The sequence below is a fragment of the Limnohabitans sp. TEGF005 genome (genome assembly GCF_055394835.1).
Genome location: NZ_AP029226.1, coordinates 2,256,095 through 2,276,871, shown reverse-complemented (window position 1 = coordinate 2,276,871; position 20,777 = coordinate 2,256,095). Strand labels below are relative to the sequence as shown.

General features: G+C 60.2%; 18 protein-coding genes. 17 read left to right on the top strand and 1 reads right to left on the bottom strand.

Annotated elements, in window-relative coordinates; all coding sequences use genetic code 11:
- The first annotated feature begins 1 nt into the window (after nucleotide 1).
- From murD to rodA, 15 genes are all read left to right on the top strand, one after another.
- Nucleotides 2–1,747 carry a UDP-N-acetylmuramoyl-L-alanine--D-glutamate ligase gene (murD, locus tag ACZ5RG_RS11005; RefSeq protein ID WP_464447044.1) on the top strand — a complete coding sequence of 582 codons (1,746 nt, stop codon included), beginning with the start codon at nucleotides 2–4 and terminating at the stop codon, nucleotides 1,745–1,747.
- A gap of 38 nt (nucleotides 1,748–1,785) precedes the next feature.
- Nucleotides 1,786–3,042, top strand: a complete 1,257-nt coding sequence (gene ftsW, locus ACZ5RG_RS11000; protein ID WP_409418241.1) for a putative lipid II flippase FtsW — start codon at nucleotides 1,786–1,788, stop codon at nucleotides 3,040–3,042.
- Nucleotides 3,039–4,103, top strand: a complete 1,065-nt coding sequence (gene murG / locus ACZ5RG_RS10995; protein ID WP_312260082.1) for an undecaprenyldiphospho-muramoylpentapeptide beta-N-acetylglucosaminyltransferase — start codon at nucleotides 3,039–3,041, stop codon at nucleotides 4,101–4,103. The genes ftsW and murG overlap by 4 nt, the downstream gene beginning before the upstream one ends.
- Nucleotides 4,100–5,509 carry a UDP-N-acetylmuramate--L-alanine ligase gene (murC, locus tag ACZ5RG_RS10990; RefSeq protein WP_298600662.1) on the top strand — a complete coding sequence of 470 codons (1,410 nt, stop codon included), beginning with the start codon at nucleotides 4,100–4,102 and terminating at the stop codon, nucleotides 5,507–5,509. The genes murG and murC overlap by 4 nt, the downstream gene beginning before the upstream one ends.
- On the top strand, nucleotides 5,506–6,471 hold the full coding sequence (locus ACZ5RG_RS10985) for a D-alanine--D-alanine ligase (protein WP_464447043.1): 966 nt from the start codon (nucleotides 5,506–5,508) through the stop codon (nucleotides 6,469–6,471). The genes murC and ACZ5RG_RS10985 overlap by 4 nt, the downstream gene beginning before the upstream one ends.
- Nucleotides 6,472–6,506: 35 nt before the next feature.
- Complete coding sequence (locus tag ACZ5RG_RS10980; protein WP_464447042.1) at nucleotides 6,507–7,256, top strand: cell division protein FtsQ/DivIB; 750 nt, start codon at nucleotides 6,507–6,509, stop codon at nucleotides 7,254–7,256.
- Between the two features lie 40 nt (nucleotides 7,257–7,296).
- A complete protein-coding gene (gene ftsA / locus ACZ5RG_RS10975; protein ID WP_464447041.1) occupies nucleotides 7,297–8,526 on the top strand; it encodes a cell division protein FtsA in 1,230 nt (409 codons plus the stop codon).
- Nucleotides 8,527–8,662: 136 nt separating this feature from the next.
- The gene (gene ftsZ, locus ACZ5RG_RS10970; protein ID WP_315135292.1) at nucleotides 8,663–9,877 is read left to right on the top strand and encodes a cell division protein FtsZ; all 1,215 of its coding nucleotides are present in this window, start codon (nucleotides 8,663–8,665) and stop codon (nucleotides 9,875–9,877) included.
- 294 nt (nucleotides 9,878–10,171) lie between these two features.
- The gene (gene lpxC, locus ACZ5RG_RS10965) at nucleotides 10,172–11,095 is read left to right on the top strand and encodes a UDP-3-O-acyl-N-acetylglucosamine deacetylase (RefSeq protein WP_298596384.1); all 924 of its coding nucleotides are present in this window, start codon (nucleotides 10,172–10,174) and stop codon (nucleotides 11,093–11,095) included.
- A 58-nt stretch (nucleotides 11,096–11,153) separates the two neighbouring features.
- On the top strand, nucleotides 11,154–11,750 hold the full coding sequence (locus ACZ5RG_RS10960) for a YqiA/YcfP family alpha/beta fold hydrolase (protein WP_315135296.1): 597 nt from the start codon (nucleotides 11,154–11,156) through the stop codon (nucleotides 11,748–11,750).
- A 44-nt stretch (nucleotides 11,751–11,794) separates the two neighbouring features.
- On the top strand, nucleotides 11,795–13,849 hold the full coding sequence (locus tag ACZ5RG_RS10955; protein WP_315135298.1) for a ribonuclease catalytic domain-containing protein: 2,055 nt from the start codon (nucleotides 11,795–11,797) through the stop codon (nucleotides 13,847–13,849).
- Complete coding sequence (locus ACZ5RG_RS10950; RefSeq protein ID WP_298603323.1) at nucleotides 13,839–14,762, top strand: energy transducer TonB; 924 nt, start codon at nucleotides 13,839–13,841, stop codon at nucleotides 14,760–14,762. Before ACZ5RG_RS10955 ends, ACZ5RG_RS10950 begins: the two co-directional genes overlap by 11 nt.
- A gap of 43 nt (nucleotides 14,763–14,805) precedes the next feature.
- Nucleotides 14,806–15,540, top strand: coding sequence for a monofunctional biosynthetic peptidoglycan transglycosylase (mtgA, locus tag ACZ5RG_RS10945; RefSeq protein ID WP_298603321.1), 735 nt, complete (start codon nucleotides 14,806–14,808; stop codon nucleotides 15,538–15,540).
- 29 nt (nucleotides 15,541–15,569) lie between these two features.
- Nucleotides 15,570–16,118, top strand: a complete 549-nt coding sequence (gene ruvC, locus ACZ5RG_RS10940) for a crossover junction endodeoxyribonuclease RuvC (protein ID WP_026036691.1) — start codon at nucleotides 15,570–15,572, stop codon at nucleotides 16,116–16,118.
- A 48-nt stretch (nucleotides 16,119–16,166) separates the two neighbouring features.
- Nucleotides 16,167–17,321 carry a rod shape-determining protein RodA gene (gene rodA, locus ACZ5RG_RS10935; RefSeq protein WP_464447040.1) on the top strand — a complete coding sequence of 385 codons (1,155 nt, stop codon included), beginning with the start codon at nucleotides 16,167–16,169 and terminating at the stop codon, nucleotides 17,319–17,321.
- A 43-nt stretch (nucleotides 17,322–17,364) separates the two neighbouring features.
- On the opposite strand, the gene ACZ5RG_RS10930 is transcribed toward rodA, so the two are convergent.
- The gene (locus ACZ5RG_RS10930; protein ID WP_298603317.1) at nucleotides 17,365–17,691 is read right to left on the bottom strand and encodes a c-type cytochrome; all 327 of its coding nucleotides are present in this window, start codon (nucleotides 17,689–17,691) and stop codon (nucleotides 17,365–17,367) included.
- A 213-nt stretch (nucleotides 17,692–17,904) separates the two neighbouring features.
- Between ACZ5RG_RS10930 and tldD the strand changes: the two genes are divergently transcribed.
- Nucleotides 17,905–19,365 carry a metalloprotease TldD gene (gene tldD, locus ACZ5RG_RS10925; RefSeq protein ID WP_464447039.1) on the top strand — a complete coding sequence of 487 codons (1,461 nt, stop codon included), beginning with the start codon at nucleotides 17,905–17,907 and terminating at the stop codon, nucleotides 19,363–19,365.
- A 256-nt stretch (nucleotides 19,366–19,621) separates the two neighbouring features.
- Nucleotides 19,622–20,743 (top strand): 3-deoxy-7-phosphoheptulonate synthase, encoded by a 1,122-nt coding sequence (locus ACZ5RG_RS10920; protein WP_464447038.1) that lies wholly within the window; start codon nucleotides 19,622–19,624, stop codon nucleotides 20,741–20,743.
- Nucleotides 20,744–20,777: the final 34 nt, after the last annotated feature.

Genomic DNA, 20,777 nt, shown 5'->3' with positions numbered 1-20,777 from the left:
CATGCAGCTCCAAGGTCAACACGTTCTGATTCTCGGTTTGGGTGCTTCGGGCCTGGCGATGGCCCGTTGGTGCGCCCATGCCGGGGCAGACGTGACCGTGGCCGACACCCGCGAGACGCCACCCCAGCTGGCCGCTTTGCAGGCCGAGTGGCCAGCTGTTCGATTTGTGGCCGGTCCATTTGTGGGCAGTTTGGTTGAAGGCACTTCGGTTCGTGCCGTGTTTCGCAGCCCGGGTTTGACCCCTGAAGTGGTGGCCCCGGTGGTCGACGCGGCTCAAGCCATGGGCCTGTGGCAAGGCGGTGAGCTGAGTTTGTTCGCAGCGGGTTTGCAGGATTTGAAGGACCGCTTTGGCTATGCCCCACAGGTGCTGGCAATTACCGGTACCAACGGCAAGACCACGGTCACATCGCTGACCGGGCAGTTGGTGGCGCGTGCCGGCAAGACGGTGAAAGTGGCGGGCAATATTGGCCCCACACTGCTCGACACGCTGACCGAAGCCATGGCGCAAGCCCAGTTGTGGGTCGATCAGCAAGCCGATGCACACGAGGCAGAACGGCTGGCCGAGCTGACATCCCAGTCCGACGCCCAGTCGCCATTGCATGCCCCTGAGCCAGTCAGCCAAGAGGTGATCGAAGTGGTCCAGGACGAGCCGCACGATCCGGCCGCCGCGGATGACGACGAAGAGGCTCCGCTGCTGCCGATGGCCCCCGTTGCCCCTGTCGCCGTTCACCCCATGGCGCAGGCCTTGCCGCAAGTCTGGGTGCTGGAGTTGTCCAGCTTCCAGCTCGACAGCAGCGACGGATTCGAGCCGACCGCGGCTACGGTGTTGAACATCTCGCAGGATCACCTCGACTGGCATGGCTCCATGGCGGCGTATGCCGCCGCCAAGGCCCGTATTTTTGGGGCACAAGCTTTGATGGTGCTCAACCGCGAAGACCCGCAAGTCATGGCCATGCGGCCCGCCCCTGTGCGCGTGAAACTGCAAAAGCCAGTAGAGCGTGCTTGTGTGACCTTTGGGGGTGACATGCCCCAGCGTCCCGGTGACTTTGGCATTGAAGTGATGAACGGCATGACCTGGTTGGTGCGTGCGCTGGAAGCTGACGAAACGCGTCGCCGTCGCAAAGACGAAGCCGAAGAGCTGCACATTCAACGGCTCATGCCCGCAGATGCTTTGCGCATTCGCGGACGGCACAACGCCGTCAATGCACTCGCTGCCTTGGCCTTGGCCGGTAGTGCGGGCTGTGCTTTGGGCCCCATGTTGTACGGCCTGCGCGAATACCGGGGTGAGCCGCACCGCGTGGAGCCTGTGGCCATCGTGGGCGAGGTAGAGTATTTTGACGACAGCAAAGGCACCAACGTGGGGGCCACCGTGGCCGCCCTGCAAGGCCTGGGCGCTGACCGCCGAGTGGTGGTGATTCTGGGTGGCGATGGCAAAGGCCAAGACTTTGGGCCCTTGGCCGATCCTGTCACGCGTTTTGCCCGTGGCGTGGTGCTGATCGGGCGTGATGCCCCGCGCATTCGCGAAGCACTGCAAGACCTTGGCGTGCCCTTGCACGATGCCGCAGACATGGCCGATGCCGTGGCGCAAGCGGCGGCGATGGCACAAAGCGGTGATGCTGTGTTGATGTCCCCTGCTTGTGCAAGTTTTGACATGTTTGACCACTATGGCCACCGTGCCGAGGTCTTTTGTCAGGCTGTGGCCCGCTTGGCCGAAGCGGCTGGTGTGACGATGGAGGGCGGACTGTGAGCGAAGTCTTGTCATTCAGTCAGCGCATGCAAGCCGGTATGGCGCGCATGGCCAGCCTTTTCACAGGTCGTGTGAGCGGACAAGGTGCCAGTTCACAGGGTTTGCCGGTGAATCTGGGCAGCTACGACTTTGCCCGCACGGCCTCTGGGTCCTCGACCCGCTTGCAAAGCGTGGACCAGGCATTGGTTTGGGTGGTCGTCGCCTTGCTCATGTGGGGCATGGTGATGGTGTATTCGGCGTCGATTGCCATGCCGGACAACCCCCGTTTTGCGCGTTACGCGCAGACCCATTTCTTGACCCGGCATGTGATCTCCATGTTGGTGGGCAGCGTCATGGCTTTGTTGGCCTTTCAGGTGCCCACAGAAACCTGGGAAAAAGTGGCCAGGCCTTTGTTTGTGATCGCTCTTGTGTTGTTGGCCATGGTGCTGATCCCTTTCATTGGCAAAGGCGTTAACGGTGCGCGGCGCTGGATATCCTTTGGCATCATGAACTTTCAGCCTTCCGAGTTGGCAAAGTTCGCCACCATCATTTATGCGGCCGATTACATGGTGCGCAAGATGGATGTGAAAGAGCGGTTCTTCCGCGCTGTGTTGCCCATGGGGGCTGCCGTCGCACTGGCCGGTGTATTTTTGCTGGCCGAACCGGACATGGGGGCCTTCATGGTGATCGCCATCATTGCCATGGGCATCTTGTTTTTGGGCGGCGTCAATGCCCGCATGTTCTTCCTGATCTTTGCTGTTCTGGTGGGCGCCTTTATGGTGATGATCGCCGCATCGCCTTGGCGCAGGGAGCGTATTTTTGCCTATCTGGACCCCTTCAGTGCCGAGCACGCTTTGGGCAAGGGCTACCAGTTATCGCATTCCTTGATCGCCATCGGACGCGGCGAAGTGTGGGGTGTGGGCTTGGGCGGGAGTGTGGAGAAACTGCACTGGTTGCCCGAGGCGCACACCGATTTCTTGTTGGCCGTGATCGGTGAAGAGTTCGGTTTGGTGGGCGTGTCCTTGGTGATTTTCCTGTTTTTGTGGCTCAGCCGCCGCATCATGGTCATTGGTCGTCAGGCCATCGCCTTGGACAAGGTTTTCTCTGGCCTGGTGGCGCAAGGTGTGGGCATCTGGATCGGCTTTCAGGCCTTTATCAACATGGGCGTGAACCTGGGCGCTTTGCCCACCAAGGGTTTGACCTTGCCCCTGATGAGTTACGGCGGCTCGGCCATCATGATGAATCTGATCGCCGTGGCGGTGGTGTTGCGCATCGACGCAGAGAACAAACAGATGATGCGTGGAGGGCGCTCATGAGCACCAAATGCGCATTGGTCATGGCGGGCGGCACCGGGGGGCACATCTTTCCGGGCTTGGCTGTGGCCGAGGCTTTGCGAGATGCAGGCTGGCGCGTGCACTGGTTGGGCGCACCTCACAGCATGGAAAGCCAGTTGGTGTCGCCGCGTGGTTTTGCGTTTGAGGCCGTTGACTTTGGCGGCGTGCGTGGCAAAGGCCTCAAGACACTGGCCGTGCTGCCTTTCAAACTGTTGCGTGCGTTCTGGCAAAGCCTGCAGGTGGTGCGCCGTGTGCAGCCTGATGTGGTGCTGGGCCTGGGCGGCTACATCACATTTCCGGGCGGCCTGATGGCCAGCCTGTGGGGTAAGCCTGTTGTGCTGCACGAACAAAATTCAGTGGCAGGCCTGGCCAACAAAGTGTTGGCGCAGGTGGCCGATCGCGTGTTCACCGCTTTCCCCGGTGTTTTCAAAACGGGTCAATGGGTGGGCAATCCACTGCGCCGGGCGTTTACTGAGCAAGCCAGCCCAGCCCAACGCTTTGTCGGGCGAACCGGCCCTTTGCGGGTTCTGGTGGTGGGCGGCAGCTTGGGGGCCAAGGCCTTGAACGACATCGTGCCGCAAGCCTTGGCTTTGTTGCCTGCCGCAACGCGCCCTGTGGTGACCCACCAAAGCGGGGCCAAACAAATCGAGGCGCTGCGTGTCAACTACGCGGCAGCGGGGGTGCAAGCTGACTTGACGCCGTTCATCGACGACACGGCCACGGCGTTTGCCCAAGCCGATCTGGTGATCTGCCGCGCAGGTGCCAGCACGGTGACTGAAATAGCGGCTGTGGGTGCTGCGGCCTTGTTTGTGCCGTTCCCGTTTGCGGTGGACGACCACCAAACCACCAATGCGCAGTTTTTGGTCGCGCAAGGTGGTGGCTGGCTGGTGCCGCAGGCTGAGTTGACAGCGCAGGCGCTGGCCGACCGATTGGCCGGACTGAGTCGCGAGAGCTTGTTGGCCTGTGCTGAAAAAGCGTACGAACAGAAAAAAACGAATGCCACTCGGGAGGTTGTGATGGCTTGTGAGGAGTTGGCAGCATGAAACACGCCATTCGAAAAATCCATTTCATCGGTGTGGGCGGCTCGGGCATGAGCGGCATCGCCGAAGTGCTGTTGAACCTCGGCTACCAGATCTCGGGTTCGGACTTGTCGGACAGCGTCACGCTGCGCCGCTTGGCGGATTTGGGCATCGAAACGCATGTGGGTCACACGGCCGACAACGTCAAGGATGCCGACGCCGTGGTCACTTCCACTGCCGTGAAAGCCGACAACCCCGAAGTGCTGGCAGCCCGTGAGCGTCACATCCCTATCGTGCCCCGCGCCGTGATGCTGGCCGAGCTGATGCGCATGAAGCAAGGCGTGGCCATTGCGGGCACGCACGGCAAAACCACCACCACCAGTCTGGTTGCGAGCGTGCTGGCCGAAGCGGGTCTGGACCCGACCTTTGTGATCGGAGGCCGCTTGAACAGCGCGGGCGCCAATGCCAAGTTGGGCACAGGTGACTACATCGTGGTGGAAGCCGATGAGTCCGATGCGTCGTTCTTGAACTTGTTGCCCGTGATGGCCGTGGTGACCAACATCGATGCCGACCACATGGAGACTTATGGCCATGATCTGGCCAGGCTCAAAGCGGCGTTTGTCGAGTTTTTGCACCGTATGCCTTTTTATGGCACCGCAATTGTGTGTTCGGACGATCCTGGCGTGCAGTCGATCGTGAACGACATCGCCAGGCCCGTGACGACCTATGGTTTGAACGAAGGTGCCCAAGTGCGTGCTGTGGATGTGCGTGCCGAGCATGGCCAGATGCACTTCACGGTGCAAAGGCGCAACGGCGTGATCCTGCCCGACCTGCCTCTGGTACTGAACTTGCCCGGCAACCACAACGTGCTCAACGCGCTGGCCGCTGTGGCCGTGGCGGTGGAGTTGGGTGTCGATGATGCGGCCGTGCAGCGTGCACTGGCAGGCTTCAAAGGTGTGGGTCGTCGTTTTCAGCGTTATGGCGATGTGGCTGTGCCCGGTGGTGCAGGGCATTTCACCGTGATCGATGACTACGGCCATCACCCGGTCGAGATGGCCGCGACGCTGTCAGCAGCCCGTGGCGCGTTCCCGGGTCGTCGCTTGGTGTTGGCGTTTCAGCCGCACCGTTACAGCCGCACCCGCGATTGCTTTGAAGATTTCGTGAAAGTCATTGGTCAGGGTTGCGACAGCGTCTTGTTGTCCGAGGTCTACGCTGCAGGTGAAGCTCCGATCGTGGCCGCGGACGGGCGATCCCTGGCCCGAGCCCTGCGCGTGGCGGGCAAGGTGGAACCCGTATTCGTCGATGCGATTGCCGACATGCCGCAAGCGGTACTGAGCAACGCCCGCGATGGCGACGTCGTGATTTGCATGGGTGCCGGCTCAATCGGTGCGGTGCCTGCCAAGGTGGTTGAGTTGGGAGGTGCCGCATGAGCGTTTTAAATTTAGGCAAGGTCGCCGTTCTGATGGGAGGCCGCTCCGCCGAGCGCGAAGTGTCCCTGATGTCGGGCCAGGGCGTGTTGCAGGCTCTGCGGGCTTCGGGTGTGAATGCCCATGCGTTTGATCCCGCTGAGCGAGACCTGAGCGAGCTCAAGCGCGAAGGCTTTGACCGTTGTTTTATTGCTTTGCATGGCCGTTATGGTGAAGACGGCACGGTGCAAGGTGCTCTTGAGCTGCTGGGCATTCCCTACACAGGTTCTGGCGTGATGGCATCCAGCATTGCCATGGACAAGACCATGACCAAGCGCGTTTGGCTGGCCGAAGGCTTGCCCACCCCCAACTATGTGCTGGTACGCCGTGAGCAGCTGGGCAGCGTGTCGATGGATGGCCTTATCCAGGCCTTGGGCTTGCCCATGATCGTGAAGCCTGCACGCGAAGGCTCGTCGATTGGGGTGAGCAAGGTTGAGAAAATCCAGGACTTGCCTGCGGCATTGGCGGCGGCAGCGCAATGCGATGCTGACATCCTGTGCGAGCAATGCATTGTGGGCGACGAAGTCACCTGCCCGGTCTTGGGCGAAGGCGACAGCAGCCGCGCTTTGCCGGTGATTCGCATCGTGGCCCCTGCAGGCAATTACGACTACCAGAACAAATACTTCACCGACGACACCCAGTACCTGGTGCCCTCGGGTTTGCCCGCTTCGGAAGAGGCTGCGATCGAGGCCTTGGTTGTCAAGGCTTACCGGGTGTTGGCTTGCCGGGGTTGGGGCCGCATCGACGTGATGATTGACGCGGCAACGCGCCAGCCCTACCTGCTGGAGATCAACACCTCGCCGGGCATGACCGGTCATTCTTTGGTGCCCATGTCCGCCAAGGCGGCGGGCCTCAGCTACGAAGCCTTGTGCTGCCAGTTGCTGGCTGCGGCTTCGTTGGACCATGTGCAGGAGGCTCGCGGGTGAAACCCACACTGCCATTGCCGCTGGATATCCGGCTGATGAACATGACAGCAGCCTTGCTGGTGATGGCGTTCGTCTTGCTGATTCTCGGGGGCGGGGCCTGGTGGTTGTTGCGACACCCGGTGTTTGCGATCCAGGCGATCACCGTGCAGGGCGAGGTCACGCGCAACAACGCGGTGACCTTGCGGGCCAATGTGATGTCGCAATTGAGCGGCAACTTTTTCACCATCGATCTGAAACGCACACGCGAAGCTTTTGAGGCCGTTCCTTGGGTTCGGGGTGCTGTGGTGCACCGGGATTTTCCAAACAGCTTGAGGACGGTTCTGGTCGAGCACCAGCCCATGGCGCTTTGGGGCGATGAGGGCACCAACAAGATGGTGAACCAGCAGAGCCGCGTGTTTGAGGCGAATGTGGAAGACGTGGATGTGGAGCACTTGCCGCGTCTGAAAGGTCCGGATGCGCAGTCGCAGATGGTGGTGCAAATGTACCGTCATTTGTTGCCGATTTTTGAGGCCATGGACATGGGCATTGAACAGCTTGAGCTGACGCCACGAGGCAGCTGGCGGGTGCTGACAGACGGTGGCGCACTGCTGGAGTTGGGACGGGGAACTGAAGCGGAAATAACAGCTCAGTTGAAATTGTTTTTCAAAACGCTCTCGCAGGTGACGGCCCGTTATGGGCGCACGCCGACCTCCCTGGCGGGGGCGGATTTGCGGCACAAAGATGGTTATGCCTTGCGCTTGCGTGGTGTGACCACGCTGGAAGCAGTGGGTCCCAAAAAGCCTTGAGTGATCAAGACAAAAGAATGAAACGGAAACGGTGATTCAAATGGCAAAAGAATACAAAGATTTGGTCGTGGGCTTGGACATTGGCACCTCCAAAGTGATGGCAGTGGTGGCCGAAGTGATGCTCGATGGCGGACTCAAAATCGCTGGCTTGGGGATCGCGCCGGGCAATGGCCTCAAGCGCGGCGTGGTGGTCAACATCGACGCCACGGTGCAAAGCATCCAGCAGGCGCTCAAAGAAGCCGAGCTGATGGCTGACTGCAAGATCACCCGCGTGAACGTGGGCATCACGGGCAGCCACATTCGCGGCATCAACTCCAGTGGCATGGTGGCCATCAAGGACAAGGAAGTCACCCAGGCCGATGTGGCTCGCGTGATGGAAACGGCCCGTGCCATCAACATCTCGACCGACCAGCGCTTGTTGTTGGTGGCCCCTCAAGAGTTCGTGATCGACGGTCAGGAAGTCAAAGAGCCCATTGGCATGAGCGGCATGCGCTTGGAAGCCAAGGTGCACATCGTGACGGGCGCACAAAGCGCGGCGGAAAACATCATCAAATGTGTGCGCCGCTGTGGCCTTGAGGTCGACCAGTTGCTGCTCAACCCGCAATCGTCGAGCTTGGCCGTGTTGTCCGAAGACGAGCGTGAATTGGGCGTGGTGTGTGTGGACATTGGCGCGGGCACCACCGATGTGGCCATCTTTGCCAACGGCTCGATCCGCCACACCGCGGTGATCCCGATTGCCGGAGACCTGATCACCAGCGACATCGCCATGGCCCTGCGCACCCCCACCAAAGATGCCGAAGACATCAAGGTTGAAAGCGGTTATGCCAAGCAGTTGCTGGCCGATCCGGATGCGCAAGTCGAAGTGCCTGGTCTGGGTGACCGGGGTCCGCGCATGCTGAGTCGCCAGGCGCTGGCCGGCGTGATTGAGCCGCGCATCGAAGAAATTTTCTCGTTGGTGCACCAAGTCATCCGCGAGTCGGGTTACGAAGAAGTGCTGTCCTCGGGCATCGTGCTCACGGGCGGCAGCGCGGTCATGCCGGGCATGGTCGAGTTGGGCGAAGATATTTTTCTCAAACCTGTGCGCCGTGGCCTGCCCAAATATGCAGGTGGCTTGGCCGACATGGTCAGCCAGCCCCGCGCAGCCACCGTGATGGGCTTGCTCGAAGAAGCCCGCTTGGCCCGTCTGCGCGGCTACAAAGTCACACAAAAGAAGAGTTCGGTGAACAACGCTTTTGGCCGATTCAAAGACTTCATCGTGGGGAACTTCTGATGAACTGGAAAAAACGCTTTCAGGCCAGAGGCAGCCCACCGACATGCCGACCGTGTCGATGTTGACACCCCTTTCCCGAACAAAAAAACGTATTTAGAAAATCCAAGCAACTGCAAACAATCTCAGGAGTAGCACCATGACCATCGAAATGATCCAAACCGAAGAATTCAACCAAGGCACCCAAATCAAAGTGATCGGTGTCGGCGGCGGCGGCGGTAACGCTGTCGAGCACATGATCGAGCGCCAAGTCCAAGGCGTTGAATTCGTCTGCGCCAACACCGATGCGCAAGCACTTGCGCGCAGTGCGGCACACCGCTTCATCCAACTGGGTCAAACCGGTCTGGGCGCTGGGAGCAAGCCCGAAAAAGGTCGCGAAGCCGCTGAGAGCGCCGAAGCCGACATCCGTGCCGCCATCGAAGGCGCGCACATGTTGTTCATCACCGCAGGCATGGGTGGCGGTACGGGCACGGGCGCAGCACCTGTGATCGCTCGCATTGCCAAAGAGATGGGCATTTTGACGGTGGGTGTGGTGACCAAGCCGTTTGAATTTGAAGGCGGTCGTCGCATGTCCAATGCCGATATCGGCATGCAGGAACTTGAAGCCAATGTCGATTCGCTGATCGTGGTGTTGAACGAAAAACTGCTGGAATTGCCCGGCGGCGAAGACATGACACAAGACGAGGCTTTTGCCCACGCCAACGATGTGTTGAAAAACGCTGTTGGCGGCATTGCCGAGATCATCAACGTGCCCGGCCATGTGAACGTCGACTTTGAAGACGTGCGTACCGTGATGGGTGAGCCAGGCAAAGCCATGATGGGCACAGCTGCAGCCAGCGGCCCGGATCGCGCCCGCATCGCGGCCGAGCAAGCCGTGGCTTGCCCGCTGCTCGAAGGTGTGGACTTGTCGGGTGCCAAGGGCGTGCTGGTGTTGATCAGTGCCGCCAAGGGGTCTTTGAAGTTGTCCGAGTCCAAGCAGGCGATGAACACCATCCGCGCTTACGCTTCGGAAAACGCCCATGTGATTTACGGCACAGCCTACGACGAAAGCCTGGGCGACGAGATCCGCGTGACCGTTGTGGCCACGGGCCTGTCCAAAGCCGGTGCACGCCGCACAGCGCCTCCCCTGCAAGTGTTGCGCACAGGTACCGACAACATGCCTTTCGCCATGGGTGGACATGACGCCGTAGCACCTTCGTTGAACACCCCATCGACGTTGTCTGCCAGTGGCATGAACACACCCGCCATCTGGCGCAGCAACCGCACGCATGCGGCGGCCCGAGTTGATGGCATGGCCAACGCTGGCATGGACGACATCGAGATCCCCGCTTTCTTGCGCAAGCAAGCAGACTGATCTGCAGATCTGACGGTTATTTCAGGTGCTTTGGGGCCTGACGGGTGCTTGCCTGTCAGGCCTCTTTTTGCTTGAGTTCAAACGAGTGGGTGGCAGAGCTTTGGAAATGGCTTTGGGTATGGTCCGTCCCGGTATGTTCCCCGGGGCCGTCGGGCTCGTCGTCGCTTCGCGCCTCAATATCGCCCGCCAGCCCCGGAGAGCACACCGGGACTGGTGTGTTGGCAAAGTCGGCCCTAAGCGCCAAGTTCAATGCCTTGTCAGCACCACACAACCCCATGCAATTAAAATAATTCCATGCTCGCTCAACGCACCCTCAAAACCTTGACCAAAGCCGTCGGCGTGGGTTTGCACAGCGGCCAGCGTGTCGAGCTGACCCTGCGTCCCGCAGCCCCCGACACCGGCATTGTGTTTCGCCGGATCGACCTGCCTGAGCCGGTCGATATTCCCGTCAACGCTGAGGCGGTGACCGACACCCGCCTGGCCTCCACCATTTCGGCAGGTCAGGCCAAGGTCTTGACGGTCGAGCACCTGATGTCGGCCTGTGCCGGTTTGGGGATTGACAACTTGTATGTCGACATCACGGCCGAAGAGGTGCCCATCCTGGATGGTTCGGCTTCTTCGTTCGTCTTCTTGCTGCAAAGCGCAGGCGTGGTCGAGCAACAGGCTCCCAAGCGCTTTGTGCGCGTGCTCAAGCCTGTGGAAGTGTCTGAGGGCGAGGGCCAAAACATCAAGTGGGCGCGTTTGACGCCCTACCACGGCTACAAGCTGAGCTTCGAGATCGATTTCCGACACCCTGCCGTGGACTCGACCGGACAGCAGGTGGTGTTTGACATGTCCGAAGGTGTGTACGCCCGTGACATTGCCCGCGCCCGTACTTTTGGCTTCACCAAAGATGTGGAAATGTTGCGTGCCAACGGACTGGCTTTGGGGGGCGGCTTGGACAACGCCATCGTGATGGACGATTACCGGGTGCTCAATTCGGACGGTTTGCGCTACGACGACGAGTTCGTCAAACACAAGATCCTCGACGCGATGGGCGATTTGTACATTTTGGGCAAACCGTTGTTGGCCTCGTACAGCGCATTCCGTTCCGGTCATGCCATGAACAACCAGCTTCTGCGGGCCTTGCTGGCCCAGCCTGATGCTTATGACATCGTGAGCTTTGATCGGCCCAGCGAAGCGCCACGAGGCTTTGCTGCACTGCAGCCTGCCTGGTGAGCCGGCTTAACGCACGCGCCAAATTGACCTGGATCATGGCGTTTTGTCTGGTTTGGCCATGACCCGCACCACGCACCTGCTTTACCTGCACGGTTTTCGCTCATCGCCCCAGTCGATGAAGGCCCGAAAAATGGCGGAGATCGTGCAAAACCAGCACCCTGACGTGACTTGGTGGTGCCCGTCGTTGCCAGCTTCTCCCCGGCAGGCCATGGCCATGGTGCTGTCGGGCGTGTCGGCGTGGCCGCGCCAGCACATGGCGATCATCGGCTCCTCACTTGGTGGGTTTTATGCGGCTGTTCTGGCCCGGCAGCTGGGCTGCCCGGCTGTGTTGCTCAATCCGGCTGTGTATCCGTCGCGTGATTTGGCCCGCCACATTGGCGAACACCCTGCATGGCACGATCCCGCGCAAAAAATATTTTTTGAGGCGACGCACGTACAGGAATTGGTCGATCTGGAGGCCCTGACCCCGATCGACTCGAGCCATCCACCCTCAAGCCTGGCGGTGATCGCCAAGGGGGATGAGGTGCTGGATTGGCGCGAAATGCTGGCCCGGCACGCATCGGGCCAAGTGCGCCTGTTGGAGGGCAGTGATCACGCGCTGAGTGATTTTGACGATGTCCTGCCAGAAATCTTGGAATTTCTTCACCTGGCCTGAGGCCCGGCCCCTGTCAAGGCGGCAGCGCATGGGAAAATCGGCCCATGTACGCATTATTTGAAGAAGCCGGCAAATTCATGGCCGGACGCATCCTGTCCGAAGCCGAGGCCTCCGCTCAGGTGGAGCTCGATTCGGGCAAACGGGTCAAAGTCAAGGCAGCGCAAATGCTGCTCAAGTTTGAAAAACCAAGTCCCGCTGCGTTGCTGAGCGAAGCAGCTGTCCTGAGCCAAAGCATTGAGCTGGAGCTGGCCTACGAATTTGCCTCGGACGAGGAATTCGGTTTTGCCGATCTGGCCAAAGATTACTTCAGCGAGGGTGCCAGCACGGTGCACCAGGTGGCCGCCTTGCTGCGCCTGCATGAAGCGCCGCATTATTTTCGCCGTGGTGGCAAAGGCCGTTACCGCAAAGCGCCGGCCGAAATCGTGCAACAGGCCTTGCTCGCGATCGAGAAAAAGAAGCAGCTTCAAGCGCAGATCGAGGCTTGGTCAGCCGAGTTGGTGGCCGGCGTGTGCCCGGCCCCGATCCGCGAACAGCTGTACAAAATCCTGTTCCGTCCCGACAAAAACACGCCCGAATACAAAGCCGTGGTTGAGGCCAGCAAAGCCAGCCAGACAGCGCCTTTGGACTTGTTGCAAAACGCTGGGGCCATCGCTTCGGCCTGGGATTTTCATTGGCAGCGTTTCTTGTTCGACCTTTTCCCCAAAGGCACGGGATTTCCGGCTTTGCAGGCTCCGGCCATCCACGACGAATTGCCGCTGGCGCCGGTGCAGGCTTTTTCGATCGACGATTCACACACCACAGAAATCGACGATGCTTTGTCCTTGCAAGGCTTGGGTACCGGCACCGTCACGGTGGGCATTCACATTGCCGCGCCCGGCCTGGCCTTGACGCCAGGCAGCGCCATCGACCAGTTGGGGCGTCAGCGTTTGTCCACGGTGTACATGCCGGGCTACAAGATCACCATGTTGCCCGATAGCGTGGTGCAGGCCTACACCCTGATCGAAGGCCGTGATTGCCCCGCGGTGTCTTTGTATGTGACCTTCAGTGAAGCCGATCTGGAAGTGCTGAAGACTGAAACGCGCGTGGAGCGGGTGTCCATTCTGGCCAACTTGCGCCACGACCAGCTTGACCAAACCATCACCCGAGAGTGGCTGGAAAGTGCCGAGGCTGAAACGCCCGCCGATTTGCCGGTGGACCGCCCCACGTTGGCGTTTTACTGGCGTCTGGCCCAAACCCTGAAAGCCCGACGAGAGGTGGTGCGCGGCAAGCCCGAGAGCTTCAACCGACCAGATTACAGCTTCAAGTTGGACCGACCCAGCAACGACGTGCCACCCACGGGCGAAGAGACGGTGTTGATCGGTGTGCGCCAGCGCGGTGCGCCGCTCGATCTGATGGTGGCCGAGGCCATGATTTTGGCCAACAGCACTTGGGGCCAGTGGATGGCCAGTTTTGGCGTGCCCGGTATTTATCGCAGCCAGGCCAGCATGGCGCCTGGCGTGAAGGTGCGCATGGGCACCAAGGCCTTGCCGCATGCCGGTATTGGCGTGCCCAGCTATGCCTGGAGCACATCGCCCCTGCGCCGCTACACCGACTTGGTCAACCAGTGGCAAATCATCGCGTGCGCGCGCCACGGCGCAACCGCGGCCTTGGCCGCGCCCTTCAAGCCGAAAGATGCCGAGTTGTTCTCCATCATCAGCGGCTTTGACGCGGCCTACAGCGCCTACAACAGCGTGCAGTCGAGCATGGAGCGTTACTGGACGTTGCGCCATGTCGAGCAGCAGGGCATTGAAGAGCTGGAAGCCAGCTTGGTCAAGGAGATGGGTGGCGGCAGCTGGTTGGTGCGGGCTGACAGTTTGCCGCTGATGTTCAGTGTGATGGGCGCCCAGGGTTTGATGCGCGGTGCGCGTGTGCGCGTCAAATTGGGGCAGGTCGACTTGATGGCACTGGATGTCAATGGCACGGTGACCGCGCACCTGGATGCGCCTGTGGTGTCGGCAGACCAAGAGAGCGACGAGGCAGAAGAAGACGAAGCCATGGCCGCAGGCCCACTCACCATCGCAGTCGATCTGAACGACAGCACGCAAAGCGATGGCGCTTGACGAGATTCAGCCCTTTGAAACAGGGCTTGTCTCGCGTCTGAAACGGGCGTTTACCCGCCACACCTTGTGGTGGGCCATCGGGTTTTCGGTGCTGCTTCATGCGGTGCTGATTGCTTGGCGCTTCGCTGATCCGGTCAGTTTCAATCGCGTGTTTGAAGACACGTCGCTGGAGGTGGTTTTGGTGAACGCCCGCAGCGACAGCCTCCCCGAGCGGGCGCAGGCCATTGCCCAGGTGCGGCTGTCGGGTGGCGGTCAAGCGCCTGGCTTGCAACGGGCCAGCACCCCTTTGCCACCTTCGGCCGTCAACGAATCGGGCACCGACATCGGGGCCATGCAGCGCCAGATTGAAGCGCTCAAGCTGCAGCAAATGCGCTTGTTGACCCAGCTTCAGCAAGAGTTGTCGGCCTTGACTCAGGAAAATACGGGCGAAGATGCCCAGGCACCTGAGCGTCAGGCCAGACAAGAGCGCCGGCAGCAATTGACCCGGCAATTGGCCCAGATCGAACCTCGGGTGGAAAAAACCCAAGGCGGCCCCCGCAAGCGGTACATCAGCCCAGCCACCCAAGAAGCGGTTTACGCCCTTTATTACGACAAATTACGGCGCACCATCGAAACGCGTGGCACCCTCAATTTTCCGCAGGTGGGCGGGCAAAAACTCTACGGGCAATTGAGCATGGTGATCACGGTCGATGGCCGTGGGCGACTGGTCCAGACCGAGGTGGTCAAGACCTCTGGTCAGCCTTTGCTGGACCAGCGGGCCGTAGCGATTGTGCGCAGTGCCGCGCCATTTGATGCGTTCAGCGCTAACATGCGGCGGCAGGCCGATCAGATTGTGGTGGTCACACGTTTTCAGTTCTCCAAAGATGGCAGCCTGGAAACGCGCATGTTGGCCGCACAACCCCGGCAGCCATGACCCGTTTGCCCTCTTTTTTAGACCATTCAGACAAAGGACATTGATGCGCGCTTTCGGACGTTGGTGTGTGCTGGTTTTGCTGGCTTGCTTGGCTTTGCAGGTGTTTTTTGCGTTGCGCATTGCCAGCATGGCGGTGTTGTCGCCTCAATCCACCAGCTTTGAACGCTCGCAGGTCTGGCAAATTGTGACCCGGCAAAGCCGACTGCCTTGGCGGCAGGAATGGGTCGACCGAAAAAGCATATCCCCCAGCTTGCAGCGGGCGGTGATCGCCTCGGAAGACAGCGTTTTCTCGCAACACGGCGGTGTTTGGTGGGAGTCTCTGGAAAAAGCCTGGGAAAAAAACGCCAAGGCCAAAGCCGTGGCCGAGCAACGTGCCCAGCGCCGACCCGATGCCAAGACACCTCACGTCAAAATTGTGGGCGGCTCGACCATCACCCAGCAATTGGCCAAAAACCTCTTTTTGTCTGGCGAGCGCACCTTGTTGCGCAAGGGCCAAGAGATGCTGATCACCCTGACCTTGGAGACCTTCCTGTCCAAGCAGCGCATTCTGGAGATTTACCTCAACAGCGTGGAGTGGGGGGAGGGGGTTTTTGGGGCCGAAGCGGCCGCGCAGCATTACTTCAGAAAAAGCGCCGCCCGTCTGAGCGACTGGGAGGCCGCTCGTTTGGCGGTCATGTTGCCCCGCCCTCGTTATTTTGAGCAGCGCGCGCAATCAGCCTATCTGGCCAGTCGGGCCGAAACCATCATGGCCCGCATGGGTGACGTGGTGTTGCCATGAGCACCTTGACCACCCCTGCACCCCAAACCCTGCGTATTTTGGGCATCGACCCTGGCTTGCAGACCACCGGGTTCGGGGTGCTGGACATGACAGGCTCGCGCTTGCAGTACGTGGCCAGCGGCGTGATCGAGACCACTCGCGAGGAAATGGGCAACCTGCCCGCCCGCCTGAAGGTGATTTACGACGGCATCCGCGAAATTCACGCCCGTTACCAGCCCGATGTGGCGTCGGTCGAGATTGTGTTTGTCAACATCAACCCGCAAGCGACCTTGCTCTTGGGTCAGGCACGGGGTTGTTGTGTCACGGCTTTGGTGTCTTGCGACCTGCCGGTTGCCGAATACACGGCCTTGCAAATGAAGCAGTCGGTGACAGGTCACGGGCGTGCCGCCAAATCGCAGGTTCAGGAAATGGTCAAGCGCTTGCTGCAGCTGCCAGTGGTGCCGCGCCAGGATGCCGCCGATGCTTTGGGCATGGCCATCACGCATGCGCACGCCAGTCCGTCCATGAACAAACTGGCCGCCCAAGGCGTGCTCAATCGCAAAACCCATGGCATGTTCCGCAGCGGGCGAAGTCATTGACCTGATGGCCTGGCCCATTTTTAAATTCAGCCTGAGATAATCCGCGCCATGGGTTCCGTCATTCACAAACCGACGCTGTTTCAGCGTGCGCGCTATCTGCTCAAGGGCTTTGACGGCCCTTTGGCGTTCGCCGTGTTCATGCTCGCCTGCGCCGGCTTGTTGATCATGTTCTCGTCGGGTTTCGACCATGGCACCCGTTTTGTGGATCATGGCCGCAACATGCTGCTGGCGGGGGGCATCATGTTTGTGGTGGCCCAAATGCCGCCGCAAAAACTCATGGCCTGGGCTGTGCCTATTTACACCGTCGGGGTGGTTTTGCTGGTGGCGGTGGCCATTTTTGGCATCACCAAAAAAGGGGCTCGGCGCTGGGTCAATCTGGGGGTGGTGATCCAGCCGAGCGAAATTCTAAAAATCGCCTTGCCCTTGATGCTGGCCACCTGGTTTCAAAAACGCGAAGGGCAACTTCGGCCCTCGGATTTCGCCGTGGCCTTGCTCATCTTGGGGGTTCCGGTCGGCTTGATCATGAAGCAACCTGATTTGGGCACCTCTTTGTTGGTGTTGGCGGCGGGCTTGGCTGTGATTTTTTTTGCCGGACTGCAATGGCGCTGGATCTTGCCGCCTGTGGTCTTGGGCTTGGTCGGGGTGGTGGTGCTGGTGGCCATGGAGCCCACCTTGTGCGCCGATGGTGTGGACTGGCAGGTGTTGCACGAGTACCAGCGGCAGCGCGTTTGCACCTTGCTTGACCCCACGCGTGACCCCTTGGGCAAGGGTTTTCACATCATTCAGGGCATGATCGCCATCGGCTCAGGCGGATTTTGGGGCAAGGGCTTCATGCAGGGCACGCAGACGCACCTGGAGTTCATTCCAGAGCGCACCACCGACTTCATTTTCGCCGCGTATGGCGAAGAGTTTGGGTTCGTCGGCGGCTTGTTCCTGATTTTCTGGTTCTTCTTTTTGGTCTATCGGGCGCTGGTTATCGCGGCCGAGGCGCCCACGCTGTTCAGCCGTTTGCTGGCGGGCAGCATGGCCATGATTTTCTTCACCTATGCTTTTGTGAACATGGGCATGGTCAGCGGCATCTTGCCGGTGGTGGGCGTGCCATTGCCCTTCATCAGCTATGGCGGCACGGCCATGGTCACCCTGGGTTTGGCCTTGGGCATCTTGATGTCGATTGCGCGCGCCAAACAGTTGGTGCAGACCTGAGCCACGCAGCGGAGGCGACCAGCACGGCCCCATGTTGCGGGGATCACTGGCCCATGATCCACACGAAGATTTTTTGGGCTTCCGCTTGGCTGACCACGGGGCGCTCCCAGCCGTTCGGCATGGAGGTGGTGGAACCCCAGTGCTGACCGCCTTGCTGTGTGCCATACAGGATGGTGGTGGTCAGCATCTTTTCTGCCACCGAGTTGCCGTTCCAGCGAAAGGCAATGCGCTTGAACGAGGGGCCGATCATGTCTTTGTCGACGGCATGGCATTGCAGACACTGTTTTTCCTGAACGAGCGCGAGGTTGGCGAAAGCGGGGGCGCTGGCGAGCAGTGCCATGATGAGTCCGACACGTGGGATCTTGGCCATGAAAATCTCCTAGGGTGGTGAATGCCAGCCCCCATTTAGTCAGCGTGTCCCATAACCGTCTGTGTGTTGCACCTCCATTTCACATGAGTACCCCGGCTTCATGCGTCGTTTGATGCAAGCGACGCCTCCTGGGGCGCTGTACGACGTGGCTCAAGCGCAAGCCACTAAAGAGCACGCAGGCAAGGGGTTTGCTCAGTGCCTACAATGCTTCCCATGATTTCACGCGAACCTACCATCGAACGCCTGGCCACTGCCAGGGCCCTTTTGCTCGAACCCTTTGGCTTGGATGAAACCCACCTGAGCCGGGCGCTGGCCGCCATCAAGGCGCACCAGGTCGATGACGCTGACTTGTATTTTCAGTACACCCGCTCCGAAGGCTGGAGCCTGGAAGAGGGCATCGTCAAAACCGGCAGCTTCAGCATCGACCAAGGCGTGGGTGTGCGGGCTGTGTCATGCGAAAAAACCGCGTTTGCCTACTCGGACGACATTTCCGAAGCCTCCTTGATGGACGCTGCGCTGACCGTGCGCACCATCGCGCAGGCCACGCAAAACAAGCGCATCAAGGTGCCTGCCCGCAAAATCTCTGCCAGCCGTTCGCTCTACCCTTCGCTGGACCCGATGTCCACGCTGGACAGCACGGCCAAGGTCAATCTGCTCGGTCGTGTCGAGAAAATGGCCCGCGCCAAAGATCCCCGTGTGGTGCAGGTCATGGCGGGCTTGGCCACCGAGTACGACGTGGTCATGGTCGCCCGTGCCGACGGCACACTGGCCGCCGATGTGCGTCCCTTGATTCGCCTCTCGGTCACGGTCATTGCCGAGCAAAACGGCCGCCGTGAAGTGGGCAGTGCTGGCGGTGGCGGTCGCTTTGGCCTGGCTTACTTTGACGATGCCATGGTCGAGAGCTACGTTCAAGAAGCCGTGTCGGCCGCGCTCATCAACCTCGAGGCCCGTCCTGCGCCTGCAGGTGAGATGACGGTGGTGCTGGGCAATGGTTGGCCTGGCGTGCTGCTGCACGAAGCTGTGGGCCACGGTCTGGAAGGCGACTTCAACCGCAAAGGCTCTAGCGCCTTCAGCGGCCGCATTGGCCAGCGCGTGGCGGCCAAGGGCGTGACGGTGCTGGACGACGGCACAATGGCCGACCGTCGTGGCTCGCTGAATGTGGACGACGAGGGCCATGCCAGCCAAAAGAACGTGCTGATCGAAGATGGCATCCTGCGCGGCTACATCCAGGATTCGATGAACGCCCGACTGATGGGCGTCAAGCCCACGGGCAACGGCCGCCGCGAAAGCTACGCCCATGTGCCTATGCCACGCATGACCAACACCTACATGCTGGGCGGCGACAAAACCCCCGAAGAAATCGTGGCCAGCATCAAAAAAGGCCTGTACGCCACCAACTTTGCGGGCGGGCAGGTGGACATCACCAGTGGCAAGTTCGTGTTTTCGGCCAGCCAGGCTTACTGGGTGGAAAACGGCAAGATTCAATATCCTGTCAAAGGCGCCACCTTGATCGGCAGCGGACCCGAATCGCTCAAGAAGATCAGCATGATCGGCAACGACATGAAGCTCGACTCGGGTGTGGGCACCTGTGGCAAAGAGGGCCAGAGCGTGCCAGTGGGCGTGGGTCAGCCGACTTTACGCATCGACGGCTTGACCGTCGGTGGCACGGCCTGAGCATGGGCCTGAGCTGATGTCGCTTGGCGGGTTCGGGGTTTGTCCCTGTGCCCGCTTGTCAGAAACCGTCATTCAGCTGTGCTACATTGAACCCATGTCTTCGCGCATCGCCTTTTACTTTTTTTATTTTTGGTTCTCAGTCCCCGGCGGACGAGAGGCGAGCGCATAAGCACCCGAACATCTCGATACATACCGCCGGAGCCTCAAAGCCCGGCGGTTTTTTTTCACCTGTTTTTTTCAATCTGAGGAGTCCACGATGAACGCCAAAACCGCAGCCCCAGACGCTGGGTATCCGAATGCTGTTGACCGCACCGGCCAGACCGACGACGAACGCATCAAGGACATCACCGTGCTCCCACCGCCCGAACATTTGATTCGGTTTTTCCCGATTGCCGGCACCGCCACGGAAACCCTGATTTCCAAAACCCGCCAATCGATCGCCAACATCGTGCACGGCAAGGACGATCGCTTGCTGGTCATCATCGGCCCTTGCTCCATCCACGATCCGGCGGCGGCACTTGACTACGCCCGCCGCCTGAAGCCCTTGCGTGAAAAATACGCCGACACGCTCGAAATCGTGATGCGCGTGTACTTCGAAAAACCCCGCACCACCGTGGGCTGGAAGGGGCTGATCAACGACCCCTACCTCGACGAGAGCTACCGCATCGACGAAGGCCTGCGCATCGCACGCCAGTTGCTGATCGAGATCAATCGCCAGGGCCTGCCCGCAGGCAGTGAGTTTCTGGATGTGATCTCGCCTCAGTACATCGGCGACCTCATCAGTTGGGGTGCTATCGGTGCGCGCACGACGGAAAGTCAAGTGCACCGCGAGCTGGCTTCGGGTTTGTCGGCCCCCATCGGCTTCAAAAATGGAACGGACGGCAACATCAAAATCGCGACCGACGCGATCCAGGCTGCAGCGCGTGGGCACCACTTTTTGTCGGTCCACAAAAACGGCCAGGTCGCCATCGTGCAGACGCAGGGCAACAAAGATTGCCATGTGATTTTGCGGGGCGGTAAGGCCCCCAACTACGATGCCGAAAGCGTTGCAGCTGCGTGCAAGGAGCTCGAAGCGGCCAAGCTGCCGGCCACCTTGATGGTGGACTGCAGCCATGCCAACAGCAGCAAAAAACACGAGCGTCAGATCGACGTGGCCAAAGACATCGCGGTGCAGATCAGCGGCGGCTCACGCCAGGTGTTTGGCGTCATGGTCGAGAGCCATTTGGTGGACGGCGCCCAGAAGTTCACCCCCGGCAAGGACGATGTGTCGAAACTGACCTACGGCCAGAGCATCACCGACGCCTGCATCGGCTGGGACGACAGCGAAGGCGTGCTGCAAGTGCTGTCGGATGCGGTGAAGGTTCGGCGCGCCCGCTGACCTTCGCGAGCGGGGGCTTGCTCCCGCGAAAGAC